This window comes from Streptomyces sparsogenes subsp. cuspidosporus (genome assembly GCF_039532705.1).
GTDB classification, from domain to species: domain Bacteria; phylum Actinomycetota; class Actinomycetes; order Streptomycetales; family Streptomycetaceae; genus Streptomyces; species Streptomyces sparsogenes.
Map to the genome: position 1 here is coordinate 150,225 of NZ_BAAASD010000001.1, position 16,129 is coordinate 166,353.

The window sequence follows — 16,129 nt, forward strand, 5'->3', positions numbered from 1 at the left end:
GCCCGGGGTGCCGTCGTGCCGGGTTCGCGCGTGGGGCATTCTGGTGGGGGCGGGGGCGACGGAGGAGGGGTTCGCTGTGGTGGACGAGTGCGGCCGTGGGCCCCGGGATGCCCCGGGGCCGGGGGCGTTGCCCCAGTTGCGGCTGGACGAGTTGCTGGAGGGCCTGCAGCAGCAGGTGGCGCAGGTGCGGGCGGCGCGTGACCGTATCCACACGCTGCTGGACGCGGTGCTGGCGATCGGCTCCGATCTGGAGCTGGAGGTGGTGTTGCAGCGCATCGTGGAGTCGGCTGTCAGTCTGGTCGACGCCCGGTACGGGGCACTGGGGGTGTTGGGTGAGGAGGGCGCGATCACCCAGTTCCTCACCGTCGGCATCGACGAGGAGACCATCGCGCGGATGGATCACTACCCGCGTGGTGAGGGCATCCTGGGGCTGCTGATCCGCCGCCCGGAGCCGCTGCGGCTGGCGGATCTGGCGCAGCACCCCTCGTCGGTGGGTTTCCCGGCCGGGCATCCGCCGATGACCAGTTTCCTCGGCGCACCCGTCACCGTGCGCGAGCAGGTCTTCGGCAACCTGTATCTGACGGACAAGCGGGGGGCGGCGGAGTTCGACGAGGATGACGAGGCGGTGCTGCGCACCCTGGCCGCGGCGGCCGGGGTGGCGATCGACAACGCCCGCCTGTATGACGACGCGCGCCGTCGGCAGCGGTGGCTGGCGGCGAGCAACGAGCTGACCCGCAGCCTCTTGTCGGGCACCGAACCCGCCGCGGTGCTGGAATCCTTCACCGCCACCGTGCGGGAGATGGCCGGCGCGGACCTGGTCACCCTGGCCGTCCCGGTCGGCGACAGCGACGAGCTGGTGATCGAGGCCGCCTGCGGCACCGGCGCCCACCGGGCGCGGGGTCTGGTGCTCGGCCCGACCACGCTGGCCGCCAAGGTCTTCGCCTCCGGGCAGACCATCACCAGCGACGCGGTCAGCGCCGACCCGCGCGCCGCCGGCGGCAGCGCCGCGATCGTGGACCTGGGCCCGGCGTTCCTCGTCCCCCTCGGCACCCGCGACCACGTACGCGGCGTGCTGCAAGTGGCCAACACACCCGGCGGCCCCCTGTTCACCGAACCGGTCATCGAGATGGTGATCGGCTACGGCAACCAGGCCGCACTCGCCCTGGAAGTCGCCGAACACCGGCAGGACGCCGACCGCATGCTGATCCTCAACGACCGCGACCGCATCGCCCGCGACCTCCACGACCTCGTCATCCAGCGGCTGTTCGCCGGAGCCCTCACCCTCCAGTCCACCCTCAGCCACCTCACCGACCGGCCACAGGCGGGCGAGCGGGTCCAGCGGGTCGTGGACGACCTGGACGACACGATCAAAGTCATCCGCTCCACCATCTACTCCCTGCGCGAACAAGAACGCACCCAGAGCCAGGGACTACGAGCCCGTCTGTTGGCCACCATCGAACGCGCCACCGAAACCCTCGGCTTCCCACCCGCCCTGCGCATGACCGGCCTGCTGGACACCAACGTTCCCCACCACCACGCCGACCACCTCCTGGCCGTCACCGCCGAGACCCTCTCCAACACAGCCCGCCACGCCCACGCCACCGCCGTCGACATCACCGTGGACGTCACCGACACGGCCCTGCGGCTGAAAGTGGCCGACAACGGTCACGGCATCGACCCGGCCACCACCCGCCGCAGCGGCCTGGCCAACATCCAACACCGCGCCGACGAACTGGGCGGCACGCTCTCCCTGCGCCGCAACGAACCACACGGCACCGTCGTCGAATGGACCGCCCCACTCACCACCGGCGCATGAGATCCCGCTACCGCGGGACGCCCGCCCCTGACGTCAGCCCAAGCCGATGGCGGTGCGCGTGTCACCGTGCGCGTCGTCCAGGCGCCGGGCCGCCTCCTCGGCGGTGCAGGACGCCAGGAGCATGACGATGGCCGTCTTGGCGTGGCCGTCGGCCGCTCGCAGAGCCTCGGTCACGGCGTCGGCGCCGGCGCCGGTGGCCTCGGCGACCATGCGGCGCGTCCGGTTGACCAGCTTGTCGTTGGTGGCCCGCACGTCGACCATGAGATTTCCGTAGACCTTGCCGATCCGCACCATCGACGCGGTCGACAGCATGTTGCAGACCATCTTCTCGGCGGTGCCTCCCTTGAGCCGGGTGGATCCGGTGAGGACCTCGGGGCCGGTGGGGACCTCGATCGGGAAGTCGGCGTAGCGGCTGACCACCGCGTCGCGGTTGCAGGCGACGGACACGGTGACGGCGCCCTTGGCGGCGGCGTGCTTCAGGCCGCCGACGACGTAGGGGGTACGTCCGCTGGCGGCGAGGCCGACGACGGCGTCCCGGCTGTTCACGCTGATCGCCTCGAGGTCGTCGACCGCGCTGCCGGGATCGTCCTCGGCGCCTTCCACGGCCGTGACGAAGGCGCCCGGGCCACCGGAGAGCAGGCCGATGACCTGATCCGGGGAGGTGCCGAAGGTCGGGGGGCACTCGACGGCGTCGAGCAGTCCGATGCGGCCGCTGGTGCCGGCCCCCAGGTAGATGAGTCGTCCTCCCTGCCGCAGGGACTCGGTGACGGCCTCGACGGCGGCCGCTATGTCCGGGAGGGCGTCCCGCACCGTGAGCGCGACGGTCTGATCCTCGGAGTTCATCACCGAGAGGAGTTCCGGGAGCGGCATGCGGTCCAGCTCGGCGGTCCGCTCGTTGCGGGTCTCGGTGCCGAGTGTGCCGAGTGTGCCGAGTGTGCCGAGTGTGCCGAATGTGCTGAGGTCCACGGCGCGGGGTTCCTTTCCGGGGCGGCGCCGGCGAGGCGGGACGGGTTTCAGCCGTCGGCCTTGGCGCGGCGCTGGGTGTGCGGGCGTCGGCGACCTGGTACGGCCCCGTGGGTCTTCTCCAGAGCCGCGGTGGTTCCGTCGAAGGAGCGTTGGGCGACGCCGACGAACAGACAGTCGATGACGGCGAGTTGGGCGATGCGGCTGACGGTCGCTCCGGAGCGGAAGGGGGTTTCCCGGGCGCAGGTCGCCAGCACGAGGTCCGCGCTCCGCGCGAGGGCGGAGCGCGGGGCGTTGGTCAGGGCGATGGTGGTGGCGCCGCGCTCGGCGGCGGCCCGGAGGGGTTCGACCGTGTCCTCCGTCTCACCGGAGTGGGAGATGGCCACGGCGACATCACCGGGGCCGAGGAGGGCGGTGGCGGTGAGCGAGGCGTGCCGATCGGTCCACACGAACGCCATGTGGCCGATGCGGTGCAGTTTCTGGTGCAGGTCCTGGCCGACGAACGCGCCGGCGCCGACGCCGAAGATGTCGACGCGCCGGGCCTCGGCGACGGCGTCCACCGCGCGGCCCAGTGCGTCGAGGTCGAGCCCGGACCCGGTGTCCTCCAGGGCGCGCACCTCGTTGTAGACGATCTTGCCGACGATGTCCGCGAGGGTGTCCGTGGCGCTGATGTCCGTGCCCGGCACCGGGCGCTCGCCGCCCCGGGCGTGTTCATGGGCCGCGGCGGCGGCCAGCGCGAGGCGCAACTGCGGATAGTTGTTCAACCCGACGGCACGGCAGAAGCGCATGACCGTGGCCACCGAGGTGGCGGCCCGCTCACCGAGCGCGTTGATGGACAGCTCCGACGCCTGCGCCGGGTCGGCGAGGACGACTTCGGCCACGCGGCGTTCCGAAGGCGCCAGGGACGGCAGCGCCGCGCGGACGCGCGCCAGCATGCCGGCGGGGGAGAGGTCCTCCCCGGGGCGGCCGGGGGTGCGGGGCGGTTCCTGGCGGGCCATGTCGTTCCCTCCTTGCTTGATGGCCCACACGGTAACCACGCCACGACGGGGACGTCAAAAAGTTACGAACCAATTCTCGGTGAAGTTAGTTATTGACACATCGAGGTGAACCTTCTGATACTCGCTGGACCGCGATCCGCGCCGGTCACCCTCTTCCCTTCCCCCGGTGACCGCCGGATGCGACGATCCCACCGACGCGAAGGCATGCGTATGACAGCAGCAGTAGCGGTGGACCTGGGCAAGACCGGCTGCCGTGCCGTGCTGTGGACCGACACCGATCCCGCCCGTACCGTCCACGAAGTGCCCGGTGCCCCCGGGCTCGCCACCGACGGCGGAGTGGCGACAGCGCGCGCTGCCGTACGTGCCGCCGTCCTCCCCCTCCTGGAGCGGGAAGGCTCCCCGAGGCCGGCGGTGGTCTGCGTGGGCGCCGCGGGCGCGGCCACCGCGCCCCAGGCCGCACACGCCCTGGCCGTCCGGCTGCTGGAGGACCTGCCCACCGGCGAGGTCGCCGTCACCAGCGACGCCGTCACCGCCCATGCGGGCGCCCTGGGCGGCCGACCCGGTGTGGTGCTCGCCGTCGGCACCGGTTGTGTCGCCATCGGCATCGGGAACGACGGCTCCTACGCCCGCGTCGACGGCTGGGGCCCCTGGCTCGGCGACGAGGGCAGTGGCGCCTGGATCGGAACCGCCGGGGTGCGGGCCGCGCTGCGCGCCCACGACGGACGCGGACCGGACACCATGCTGCTGCGCGCCGCCGCCGAGCGCTACGGCGACCCCGACCGGCTGCCCTCGGCCATCGGCCGCGAGGGCAACCCGGCCCGCACCCTCGCGTCGTTCGCCCCGGACGTGGCCCGCGCGGCCACCGCCGGCGACGAGGCGGCGGCCGCGATCCTCCGGCGCGCCGCCGGCTCACTCGCCGACACGGTGCGCGCCGCGGCCCGCCGCGTCGATGACGGGAGCGACCTCGACCTCGCCGTCACCGGCGGACTCACCGGCCTCGGCGAACCCCTCCTCGGCCCGCTGCGCTCAGCGCTCTCCGGCTCCCCGCGCCTCCTTACGCCGCGGCCCCCACTGGGGGACCCGCTGGACGGCGCCCGCGTGCTCGCGCTGAACCCCCCGGCTTCACACGAAGCCCATGTCGTCCGGGTCCAGCGGGCGACACCCACCGTCCCCACCCCGCCGTTCGCACCGGCGGCAGCTGTTCAGGAGTGAGCGTGCGCCAACTCGACCTTGTGGTAGTCGTCGTCTATCTGGTGGCGATCGCCGTCATCGGACTGCGCCTGGCCGGCCGGCAGAAAACGGCGAAGGACTACTTCGTCGGCGAAGGCGGCATGCCATGGTGGACCGTCTCCTTCTCCGTGGTCGCCACCGAGACCAGCGTCCTCACCGTCATCAGCGTGCCCGGCGGCGCCTACAGCGGGCAGGGCTTCGGCAATGTGGAACTCGCCCTGGGCTATGTCATCGGCCGGGTCGTCGTGGCCACCGTGCTGATCCCGCTGTACAAGCGCGGCGGCTTCGTCAGCGCCTACCAGTACCTGGGGAACCGGTTCGGGCTGAAACTGCAGGGCCTCGCCTCGGTGACCTTCGTCTTCACCCGGCTCCTCGCGGAGGGCGTGCGGCTGTTCGCCTCCGCGATCCCGATCAAGCTGCTGCTGGACGAGTTCGGCGTGCACGCGGGATACCGCGTCATCATCGTCGTCCTCACGCTGATCACCGTCGTGTACACCTACCTCGGTGGCATCAAGGCGGTCATCTGGACCGACGCCATCCAGATGGGCCTGTACCTCGGCGGTGCCCTCCTCGCCATCGCGGTGCTCTCCGGACACGTCGGCGGCGACGGCTTCCAGCGGGCCCTGGACGCGGGCCGGCTTCAGCTCTTCGACACCGATTTCAGCCTGGCCCACGTTCTCACCAGCCCGTTCGCCCTCCCCACCGCGATCATCGGCGGAGCCATCTTCGCGATGGCCAGCCACGGCTCCGACCAGCTCATCGTCCAGCGCGTCCTGGCCACCCGTTCGCTGCGCGACGGCCAGAAGGCCATGATCGCCTCCGGTGTCTTCGTCACCCTCCAGTTCGCCGCCTTCTCCCTCGTCGGCGCGCTGCTGTGGTCCTACAACCAGGGCAAGAGCTTCCAACAGCTGGGTCTGAGCAGCTCCGACAACCTGTACCCGAACTTCATCCTGCACGGGCTGCCCGTGGTGGTCTCCGGTCTGCTCGTGGCCGGCATCCTGGGCGCGGCGATGGGCTCGCTCTCCTCGGCGCTGAACTCCATGTCGAACTCGACCGTCGCCGACATCGTCCACAGCTTCTTCCGCACGGCGCCCTCCGAGGAGTTCCTGCTCAAGCTCGCCCGGCTGATGACCTTGGTGTGGGCCGTGCTGATGGCGCTCTTCGCCTGCGCCTTCAGCAGCAGCACGGGCAACGTCTACCTCACCGGTCTGACGATCGCCGGATACACGTACGGCGCGCTCCTCGGGGCCTTCCTCCTCGGGCGGATCATCCGCCGCGCCAACGAGACCGACGCCATCATCGCGTTCCTCGTGACGGTCGGTGTCATGACCTACATCGTGCGCGACGTCAAGATCGACGTCGGCGCGGCCGGGGCCACCGTGCCCACCGCCCTCGCGGCGCAATGGCTCGTCCCCATCGGCGTGGTCATCACCCTGATCGTGGGCGGTGTGACCAGTCTGTTCCACCGGGCCCCCGAGCACGCGGGGCTCCCGGCGGAGGAGGGCGGCAGCGGAGCCGACCACTCGGCGGCCACCGCCGGCCGGTAGCGACCGGCAGGCGGCCGCCCGGTGCGGGGCCGTTCCGGCCCCGCACCCCCCGTTTCAGCGACAACCGTTCGGAGGAGCCATGCACCCATCGCAGCCGACCGCGCCCGCGCGGCGCACCCCCTGGCAGGAGGCACCGTGCGGGTGATCGGCCTGATGTCGGGCACCTCGTTCGACGCCATCGAGGCCGCCGCCGCGGACCTCACCCTGGACGGCGACAGCCTCCACCTCAAGCACCTCGGACACCTCTCCGTCCCCTATCCGCCCGAGCTGCGCGACCTGATCGCCGCCACCCTGCCCCCGGCCGCCACGACCACCCAGGCCGTCTGCGCCCTGGACACCGGCATCGGCCAGGCCTTCGCCGGCGCCGCTGTCCGAGCCCTGCGCGAACTGTGCGACGGCACCGCCGACCTCGTGGTCTCCCACGGACAGACCCTGCACCACTGGGTCGAGGACGGCACGGTCCGCGGCACCCTCCAGCTCGGTCAGCCCGCCTGGATCGCCGAGGCGACCGGTCTGCCGGTCGTCTCCGACCTGCGCAGCCGGGACGTCGCCGCCGGCGGCCAGGGAGCGCCGCTGGTCGCCATCACCGACGCCCTGCTGCTGTCCGCCCTGCCCGGCACCCCCGCCGCGCTCAATCTCGGCGGGATCGCCAACGTCACGGTCCTCGCGCCCGGCGCCGAGCCGCTGGCCTTCGACACCGGCCCCGCCAACGCACTGCTGGACGCGGCCGTACACCACTTCACGGACGGCGCCGTGGCCTTCGACGAGGACGGACACCGGGCCGCCGCCGGCCGGACCAGCCCCGAACTGCTCCGCGTCCTCCTCGACGACGCCTACTACCGCAGGCCGGCCCCGAAGAGCACCGGCAAGGAACACTTCCACCTGCCGTACCTGCTCCGTGCCCTCGCCGCCGCACCCGTACCGGCCGTCGAGGACGTGCTGGCCACCCTGACCCGGCTGACCGCCGTCACCGTGGCGGACGCCTGCCGGGCCCACGGCGTCACCCAGCTCGTGGTCTCCGGTGGCGGCCTGCGCAACCCGGTGCTGATGCGCATGCTCGCCGAGGAGCTGCCCGGTGTGCCCCTGCGCCCCAGCGACGCCCTGGGCCTGCCGTCGGTCGCCAAGGAGGCGCTGGCTTTCGCCGTCCTCGGCTTTCTCACCGTCCACGGTCTGCCCGGAGCCCTCCCGTCCGGCACCGGCGCCCGCCGCGCCACGCTGCTCGGCAGCATCACCCCCGGCCTGGCGCCGCTGCGCCTGCCGGATCCCGCCGCACAGCCGCCCCGCCTCCTGACCATCACGCACTGACACCCCGCCCCGGCATCGAGGATCCATGAGCCCTTCCACCGCACGTGCCGCCGAGCCACCCGCCGCCGATGACGACACCCGCCTGGCCAGGCTCCTGGCGGCGTGCGTCGGCGACCCGGCCAGGGTGACCACCGATGTGCCCCGCAGACTCGCGGCGGCACACGACGCCTCGCCGTACCTGTTCACCCCGCGCGCCGTCGTACGCGCGGCGTCCGCGGCCGAGGTCGGCGCCCTGATGGCCGGAGCCCAGGCCGCCGGACTGCCGCTCACCCTGCGCTCGGGCGGCACCAGCCTGGCGGGACAGGCGGGCGGCGAGGGCATCCTCGTGGACGTCCGCAGCCACTGGCGCACCGCGGAAGTCCTCGACGAGGGCCTGCGCGTCCGGCTGCGGCCGGGGCTGACGGTGCGCCAGGCCAACGCGCGACTCGCCCGGTACGGGCGACGGCTCGGACCCGACCCGGCCAGCGAGTCCGCCTGCACCATCGGCGGCCTCATCGCCAACAACTCCAGCGGCATGAACTGCGGAACCCGCGACAACGCCTACCGCACCATGGAGTCCCTGCAGTTCGTGCTTCCCTCCGGCACGGTGGTCGACACCGCCACCCCGGACGCCGACGCCGCGCTGCGCGCCCGCGAGCCCGCGCTCCACGCGGGACTCCTGCGGCTGCGCGAGCGGATCCGTGGCTCCGCCGCCTCCCGTGCCACCATCGAGCGGCTGTTCTCGATGAAGAACACCATGGGCTACGGCCTCAACTCGTTCCTGGACCACAGCGACCCCGCCGACATCCTCGCCCACCTCATGATCGGCAGCGAGGGAACCCTCGGATTCGTGGCGGAGGCCGTGTTCCGCACCGTGCCCCTCCTGCCGCACACCGCCACCGGCCTGCTGGTGCTGCCCGGGCTCGCCGAGGCCACCGACGCCCTCCCCGCGCTGCTGGCCGCGGGTGCCCGCACCGCCGAACTCCTCGACGCCGCGTCCCTGAGGGTGGCGCGGCAGTCCCCGCGGCCGGTGGCCGAACTGGACGGGCTGCGCGTGGAGCGGCACGCCGCCCTGCTGGTCGAATTCGCCGAGGACAGCGCCGAGCTCCTCGCGGAGCGGATGGCGGCCGCGCAGCCGGTACTGGACGGCCTGCCCGCGGTCACCGGTACCTCCCTCGTCCGCGACCAGCGCGTACGGGCCCGGCTGTGGCACCTGCGCAAGGGCCTGTACACCGCCGTCGCGGGCGCACGGCGCCCGGGCACCACCGCGCTCCTGGAGGACATCGCCGTACCGCTGGAACGGCTGACCCGCACCTGCGAGGGCCTGACCGGTCTGTTCGACCGGCACGGATACCAGGACGCGGTGATCTTCGGCCACGCCCGCGACGGCAACCTCCACTTCATGCTCACCCAGGACTTCGACTCCACGCCGGAGATCGAGCGCTACGCCCGGTTCACCGACGACATGGTCGACCTCGTCCTGGACGCCGGGGGCACTCTGAAGGCCGAGCACGGCACCGGACGGGCCATGGCCCCCTTCGTCCGCCGCCAGTACGGCGACGAACTGTACGACGTGATGCGTGAGCTGAAGACACTGTGCGACCCGCACGGCGTGCTCAACCCGGGCGTGCTCCTGGACGACGACCCCGCCACACACCTGCGCAGCCTCAAGAGCGTTCCCGAGATCGACCCCGCCGTCGACGCCTGCGTGGAGTGCGGCTACTGCGAACCCGTCTGCCCCACCTCCGACGCCACCACCAGCCCCCGCCAGCGCATCGCCCTCCAGCGCGAGATCGCCCTGGCCACGGCCGCCGGAGACGAGCGACGCCGCCGCACCCTCGAGGCCGCGTACACCTACGACGCCGTCGACAGCTGCGCGGCCGACAGCCTCTGCCTCACCGCCTGCCCGGTCGCCATCGACACCGGCGCGGTCATGAAACGCCTGCGCGCCCAACGGCACAGCCCCCTCGCGCAGCGGGCCGGGAACGCCGCCGCACGGCACTGGGCGACCACCGTCAAGGGCGTGCGCGCCGCGCTGAACACCGCCGACGCCCTCCCGGTCCCCGTCCTGCGCGCTGCCACGGGCGCGGTCCGCAGGCTGGGGGCGGGGGAGCTGGTGCCGCTCTGGACCGACGACATCCCCCGCGGCGGCCCCGCCCGCCCTTCCGCCCGGCGCCCGGCCGGGCCCCGCGCGGTGTTCTTCGCCGCCTGCATCGGCAGCGTCTTCGCCCCCGAGGAGACTCCCACTGGCGCCACTGGTTCAGCGGCAGCCTTCCTCAGGCTGTGCGAACGGGCGGGCGTCCCCGTCACCGTGCCCGGTGAACTGGCCGGCCTGTGCTGCGGCACCCCCTGGCAGTCCAAGGGTTACACGACCGGGCACCGCACCATGGCCGCCCGCACCCTGAACGCGTTGTGGGAGGCAAGCGACCAGGGCCGACTGCCGGTGGTCTGCGACGCCTCCTCCTGCACCCACGGCCTGCGGCAACTGGCCGATGTCCTGCCGGAGCCCGACCGTACCCGCCTCGCGGCGCTCGACTTCGTCGACAGCGTGGCCTTCACCGCCGACCACCTGCTCCCCGCCCTGCCCCGGCCCCGCCGTCTCGCCACCCTCGCCCTGCACCCCACCTGCTCCACGGTGCACCTGGGCATCGACGACGCACTGCGCACCGTGGCCGCGGCCGTGAGCGACGAGGTCACCGTCCCCGACAACTGGGGCTGCTGCGCGTTCGCCGGCGATCGCGGCCTGCTCCACCCGGAGATCACCGCGAGTGCCACGGCCGCGCAGGCCGCGGACATCACCGCGCGGACGTACGACGCGTACGCCTCGTGCAACCGCACCTGCGAACTGGGCATGACCCGCGCCACGGGCCGCCCTTACCGGCACGTACTCGAACTCCTCGACGAGGCCACCGCCTGACCCCTCGCTGTCCCCTATACGGGCCGCCCTCCTTGTGGGGTTCGCACACATGTCGTGCTTGCCACCCCTTGCCTACGGTGTGCGCCCAGTGAGGAATCCGGCGACAGTGTGGACAGGGGTGGCGGGGACATGCCGCATCGAAACAGGCGGGCCGCCCGATGGCGGCTGTTGTTGGCTCTCCTGCTGGCGGCCGTGGCCGGGGTGCCTGCCGCGGGTGGTGTCGCGTCCGCCGCGGGGCTGCCCTCCTATCTCACCCAGGAGGCGACTTTCGGCACGGGTGCCGTCACGAACGGCTGGGAGCGCGTGGAGCGTTATCTCGACACCACCGCCGGATTCCGCGCCGAGGACTACCCGCCGGACGGCCGCGGTGATCAGGCCGGGCAGCGCGTGGCGTACTTCGGCGGCGTCAAGCGCCCGTCCTCCGGCCGCTTCCTGCTCTACTCGGCCCCCGGCTGGGACACGGGCACCCGGACCACGCCCGTTCTCCTCGTCCACGGGGCGAACGACACCGCGGACCGCGCCTGGGCCAATCCGGGCGAGGCAGGCGGCTACGGCTGCGGCGCCCTGTCCTGCCCGTCCACCGGACTGATGCAGTACCTGTCCGCACGCGGCCACCGCGTCTTCGCCGTCGGCTTCGCACACATGCAGGGCGACAACCTGATGCAGGCGCAGATCGTCGGCGACGCGATCGCCGTCATCAAGGCCCGGCTGGGTGTCGGCCAGGTCGACCTGGTCGGCTGGAGCAAGGGCGAGATCTCGGCCCGCGCCTATGTGTCCTCCGTGAAACCGAGCTGGGGACGGGCCTACGCCGGAGACGTGCGCAGGCTCATCACCCTCGGCGGCCCGAACGGCGGCTACGACTACCCGTACGCCCACGGCTGGGCGCATGACTTCTCCGTGTGGCCCGAGTGCGGGGGCAAGGTCAACGCTCCCTCCCCGCACTCCCACATGACCTGCTACGGGCTGTACACCGCGCACCCCGAGTTCTCGATGACCCCCTCCGGCGGGTACGACGACTACCCCGGCCAGCGCCAGATGCTGGCCCGCTGGGACGGGGTCTACGGAGTCGACGGCGCCGCGCAGGACTGGTACACGACGTACTACGGCGGCCAGGGCGTGTACACGGCGGGCAGCGGCATCCAGGCCGCCATCGACGCCGGCTCGCTGATCAAGCCGCTGCACAACGCCGGAGTGCCCGCCTCCGTCACCACCTATCTGCTGGCCGGTGGATCCCCCGACGTCGTCGGCATCTTCAACGAGAACCGCGGGCCCAGCGACGGTGTCGTCTTCGTCGACAGCGCGCTCGACACCACCGGCATCGCCAAGGTCGGCGGCACGGCCACCGTCGTCGGCGCCAACCACCTCGAACTGGGCTGGAACACCTCCGTCGCCGCCCAGGTGTCCGCCTGGCTCTCGTAGAGGGCCGCCCCATGGCTGAGAGCTCCCCAAAGGACCGCGCATGACCACGAGCACCACGAGCACCACGAGCACGACGGGCGGCCTCCGCACCCGCCGGGTGCCCACCGGGCGACTCACCGTCCGGATCACCGAGATCCGCGACGAGGGGGAGCCGGTCGTCTTCCTCCACGGCAACATCTCCGACGCCACCTTCTGGCGCACCACCCTGCCCCTGCTGCCCGGCCGCTTCCGGCCCATCGCACCGGACCTCCGCGGCTTCGGAGGCACCGACCCGCTGCCCATCGACGCCACCCGCGGCCTGCGGGACCACGCCGACGACCTCGCCGCACTGCTCGCGGCCCTCGGGATCGACCGGGCACACCTGGTGGGCTGGTCCATGGGCGGAGGCGTGGCCATGCGGTACCTCTGCGACCACCCGGCCGCGGTGCGCTCCCTGACCCTGGTCAACCCCGTCTCCCCGTACGGGTTCGGCGGGACGCACGGACCGGACGGAACCCTCAACTCCCCGGACGGGGCCGGTTCGGGCGGCGGCACGGCCAACCCGGAGTTCGTCGCCCGGATCGCCGAGGGGGACCGCGGCGAGGACTCCTCGCTCTCCCCCCGCGCCGTCCTCGCGAACTGCTACCTCAAGCCGCCGTGGCGCCCTGAGGGCGAGGACGAGTACGTCGAGTCCATGCTCACCACGCGGACCGGTGACGACCACTACCCGGGCGACATCGTCGCCTCACCCGCCTGGCCGGGCGTCGCACCCGGCACCCGGGGAGTCCTCAACTCCCTCTCCCCGCTCCACTCACGCCTCGACGAACTCCATCTGGTCCACCCCAAGCCCCCCGTGCTGTGGATCCGGGGTGAGGACGACGTCATCGTCTCGGACACCTCCATGTTCGACCTCGCACACCTGGGAGCGATCGGCGCGGTGCCGGGCTGGGACGGGACCCCGGCCCAGCCGATGGTGGCGCAGACCCGTCACGTACTGAACCGGTACGCGGCCGAGGGCGGTACGGTGCGGGAGGTCGTCGTGGACCACGCCGGGCACGCGGTGCACCTGCAACGCCCCGAGGAGTTCATCGAGGCACTCCTGGAGGTCCTCTCGGCATGACGGTGTGCGTCACCGCCCAGGGCGCCGTCCGCGGCCGTATCGGCGCGGCCGGCGTGACGTCCTTCCTGGGCGTTCCCTACGCCGCGCCGCCCTTCGGCCCCCGCCGCTTCCGGGCACCGGCTCCCCCCGAGCCATGGCCCGGAATCCGCGACGCAACGGCCTGTGGCCCGACCGCACCCCACGCCCCCTACGCACCGCCCTACGATGCTCTCGTCCCGGACGAGGTCGTCCCGGGTGAGGACTGCCTGAACCTGAACATCTGGACCCCCGCCCCCGAGCCGGGCGCGGGTCTGCCGGTGATGGTGTGGCTGCACGGCGGAGCCTTCACCAACGGCGCGGGCTCGGTGCCGGCGTACGACGGCAGCACCTTCGCCCGCGACGGCGTCGTCTGCGTCACCCTCAACTACCGCCTGGGCGCGGACGGTTTCCTGCACCTGCCCGGTGTCCCCGACAACCGTGGCCTCCTGGACCAGGTGGCCGCCCTGAAGTGGATCCGCGCCAACATCGCCTCCTTCGGGGGCGATCCCGGCCAGGTGACCGTCTTCGGCGAGTCGGCGGGCGCGATGAGCATCGGCCTCCTGCTGTCCACCGGCCGGGCGCGCGGACTCTTCCGCCGGGCGATCCTGCAGAGCGGCGCCTGCCACCACTTCCTGCGCCCCGCCTCGGCGGCCCTGATCGCCGCCCGGCTGGCCGCGAAGCTCGGCATCGAACCGACCCCCCGCTCCTTCGCCGCGATCCCCCTCACCGACCTCCTCACCGCACAGGCCGAACTCCGCGCCGAGGCGGGCGCGCGTCCGGACCCCGCGCTGTGGGGGGAGGCGGCGCTCAACATGATGCCGTTCGAACCGGTGGCCTCCGATCCGGTGCTTCCCGGCCCCGACTGCGGCGTCGACCTCCTGGTCGGCAGCAACCAAGAGGAATTCCGCTTCTTCCTGGTGCCCACGCAGCGCCTGGAAGCCGTCGGCGAGTCGCGGCTGCGCGCCGGGACGGCCGCCTACGGTCTGGACCCGGACCGGGCACTTCCCCTCTACCGCGCCGCCCGCCCCGGTGCCACCCCGGGCGAGCTCCTGGCCGCGGTGGCCACGGACTGGTTCTACCGGATTCCCGCCATCCGCCTGGCCGAGTCCGTTCCGGGCTCGTACCTCTACGAATTCGCCTGGCGCTCCCCGCGGTTCGGCGGCCGTCTCGGCGCCTGCCACACCCTGGAACTGGGCTTCGTCTTCGACCGCCTCCAGGACTCCTGGTACACCCCCCTGGTCGGCGACCACCCGCCGCAGGCCCTCGCGGACGCGATGCACCAGGCGTGGATCTCCTTCGCGAAAACCGGCGACCCCGGCTGGCCGCCCTACGACCCGGCCACCCGCACCACCCGAGTCTTCGCCGCCGACCCCGCCCTGCGGGACGACCCGCGCGAAGCGGAACGCCGACTCTGGGAAGGCGTGCGCTAGCCGTCACCGGGGACCGATCGCTCCAGGGCCACCACCGACACCCTCCGCCCCTCGAATAGTAGGTGTTTTTACAGACAACCGGCCAAAATGACTGCGCATGGCTGTAATTCAGCCAACGGACCCCCGTGCCGCACTAAGGTGGCCATGCTGAATGTGGACATGGGCAAGTTGGTCGGCTCTCTGTGACCCTGGAGGTCTGAGCATGCGGTCTTACCGGTTACACGACGGCCGTCGCGTATGGTGCACCAGTCCCGCCGAAGCCGGTTTGCTGTGGCGGGAGATGACGGCGGCGGACGGCTACTACCGGCAGGCGGCGGCGCGGCTGCGGCCCGGGGACACGGTGCTGGACGTGGGGGCGAACATCGGTCTGGCCTCGCTGGCCTTCGCCGGCGCCCAGCCCGCCGCGAGGATCACCGCCGTGGAGCCGGTTCCGGCGCTCTTCGACTGCCTGGAGCGGAATCTCGCCGACCAGGTGCCCGGCGCCCGGGCCCTGCGTGTCGCGGTGGGGGCCGCGCCCGGCCGGGCGAGCATGGTCTATTACCCCGGGGCCCCGGCGAACTCCAGCCTCTACGCCGACCGGGAGGCCGACGACCGCCTCAGCCGCACGTTCCTGCGCAACAGCGGTATTGACGAGGAGTCCGCCGAGGTGATCGTGGGGGATCTCCATGCCAATGGGGAGACGATCGACGTGGAGGTGACGACCGTCTCGGAGGTGCTGCGCGGCAGCGGGCTGACCGAGGTGACGCTGCTGAAGATCGACGTGGAACGCGCGGAGCGGGACGTGCTGGCCGGCATCGAGCCGGGGGACTGGCCCAGGATCGGCAGCATCGTCGCCGAGGTCGACGACGGGGCGCCCGGCGGTCTGGAGGCGTTCTGCAAGCAACTCCACGCCCAGGGCTTCACCACCCGCGTCCGCCAGGACGAGTCCCTGCGCGGTACGGACATTCACGAAGTGGACGCGGTGCGCGAGGTGTAGCCGGGTGGGCCCGGGGCCCGTGACAGGGAAATCCGTATCACAGGAAATGCTGCTGATCAGTGAACCGGAATACGGGGGGCACGACAGTTGTTGGTTGATGGTTCTACATCTCCGAGAACGTGTTGCAGGAATTTCTGTTGCATTCTCGTGACCGCTCATATAGGCTCTCCGGCGTGTGTTTATTAGTGCTGCGCCCTGAAGTGGGCGCGTATCTACCGCTTCTCTGCTGACGTCGAATAGCGGCGCATTCAGAAACCTCGCCGAATCCTTGATTTCCTGGGCTGTTGCCCGGTGAACCCCGTCCGGTCGTCCGGACTTCTTCTCTAGATTCCGGGGTTCCACTTTTCCCTGTTACTCCGAGTATTTCCGCGGCGGCGTCGGGCTGTGCCGAACGCCACCGTCGGCTCGACGCTGTTCTGGGACGGATATCGC

Annotated in this window: 11 protein-coding genes; 9 read left to right on the forward strand and 2 right to left on the reverse strand. The window is 72.1% G+C overall.

All coding sequences use genetic code 11. The annotated features are described in order from the left end of the window. Positions 1–79 precede the first annotated feature (79 nt). On the forward strand, positions 80–1,816 hold the full coding sequence (locus tag ABFY07_RS00650) for a sensor histidine kinase (protein WP_346172848.1): 1,737 nt from the start codon (positions 80–82) through the stop codon (positions 1,814–1,816). A gap of 33 nt (positions 1,817–1,849) precedes the next feature. Here the strand turns inward: ABFY07_RS00650 and murQ are convergent, their stop codons facing one another. Next, a complete protein-coding gene (gene murQ / locus ABFY07_RS00655; protein ID WP_346172497.1) occupies positions 1,850–2,782 on the reverse strand; it encodes an N-acetylmuramic acid 6-phosphate etherase in 933 nt (310 codons plus the stop codon). Between the two features lie 47 nt (positions 2,783–2,829). Continuing rightward, positions 2,830–3,777: a MurR/RpiR family transcriptional regulator gene (locus ABFY07_RS00660; RefSeq protein ID WP_346172498.1), complete on the reverse strand. Its 948-nt coding sequence runs from the start codon at positions 3,775–3,777 to the stop codon at positions 2,830–2,832. A 210-nt stretch (positions 3,778–3,987) separates the two neighbouring features. Here ABFY07_RS00660 and ABFY07_RS00665 point away from each other — a divergent pair, with 210 nt between their 5' ends. The 8 genes from ABFY07_RS00665 (at position 3,988) to ABFY07_RS00700 (ending at position 15,697) form a co-directional block, all read left to right on the forward strand. Beyond that, positions 3,988–4,989, forward strand: a complete 1,002-nt coding sequence (locus ABFY07_RS00665; protein ID WP_346172499.1) for an N-acetylglucosamine kinase — start codon at positions 3,988–3,990, stop codon at positions 4,987–4,989. Between the two features lie 2 nt (positions 4,990–4,991). Continuing rightward, positions 4,992–6,554 carry a sodium:solute symporter gene (locus ABFY07_RS00670; protein WP_346172500.1) on the forward strand — a complete coding sequence of 521 codons (1,563 nt, stop codon included), beginning with the start codon at positions 4,992–4,994 and terminating at the stop codon, positions 6,552–6,554. A gap of 135 nt (positions 6,555–6,689) precedes the next feature. Further along, complete coding sequence (locus tag ABFY07_RS00675; RefSeq protein WP_346172501.1) at positions 6,690–7,859, forward strand: anhydro-N-acetylmuramic acid kinase; 1,170 nt, start codon at positions 6,690–6,692, stop codon at positions 7,857–7,859. A gap of 25 nt (positions 7,860–7,884) precedes the next feature. Further along, positions 7,885–10,755 (forward strand): FAD-binding and (Fe-S)-binding domain-containing protein, encoded by a 2,871-nt coding sequence (locus ABFY07_RS00680; protein ID WP_346172502.1) that lies wholly within the window; start codon positions 7,885–7,887, stop codon positions 10,753–10,755. Between the two features lie 129 nt (positions 10,756–10,884). Continuing rightward, entirely contained in the window at positions 10,885–12,174 is a 1,290-nt protein-coding gene (locus ABFY07_RS00685) for an esterase/lipase family protein (protein ID WP_346172503.1), read from the forward strand. Positions 12,175–12,214: 40 nt separating this feature from the next. Beyond that, positions 12,215–13,273, forward strand: coding sequence for an alpha/beta fold hydrolase (locus ABFY07_RS00690; RefSeq protein ID WP_346172504.1), 1,059 nt, complete (start codon positions 12,215–12,217; stop codon positions 13,271–13,273). Continuing rightward, the gene (locus tag ABFY07_RS00695) at positions 13,270–14,721 is read left to right on the forward strand and encodes a carboxylesterase/lipase family protein (protein ID WP_346172505.1); all 1,452 of its coding nucleotides are present in this window, start codon (positions 13,270–13,272) and stop codon (positions 14,719–14,721) included. Before ABFY07_RS00690 ends, ABFY07_RS00695 begins: the two co-directional genes overlap by 4 nt. A 280-nt stretch (positions 14,722–15,001) precedes the next feature. Further along, positions 15,002–15,697, forward strand: a complete 696-nt coding sequence (locus ABFY07_RS00700; RefSeq protein WP_346172506.1) for an FkbM family methyltransferase — start codon at positions 15,002–15,004, stop codon at positions 15,695–15,697. Positions 15,698–16,129: the final 432 nt, after the last annotated feature.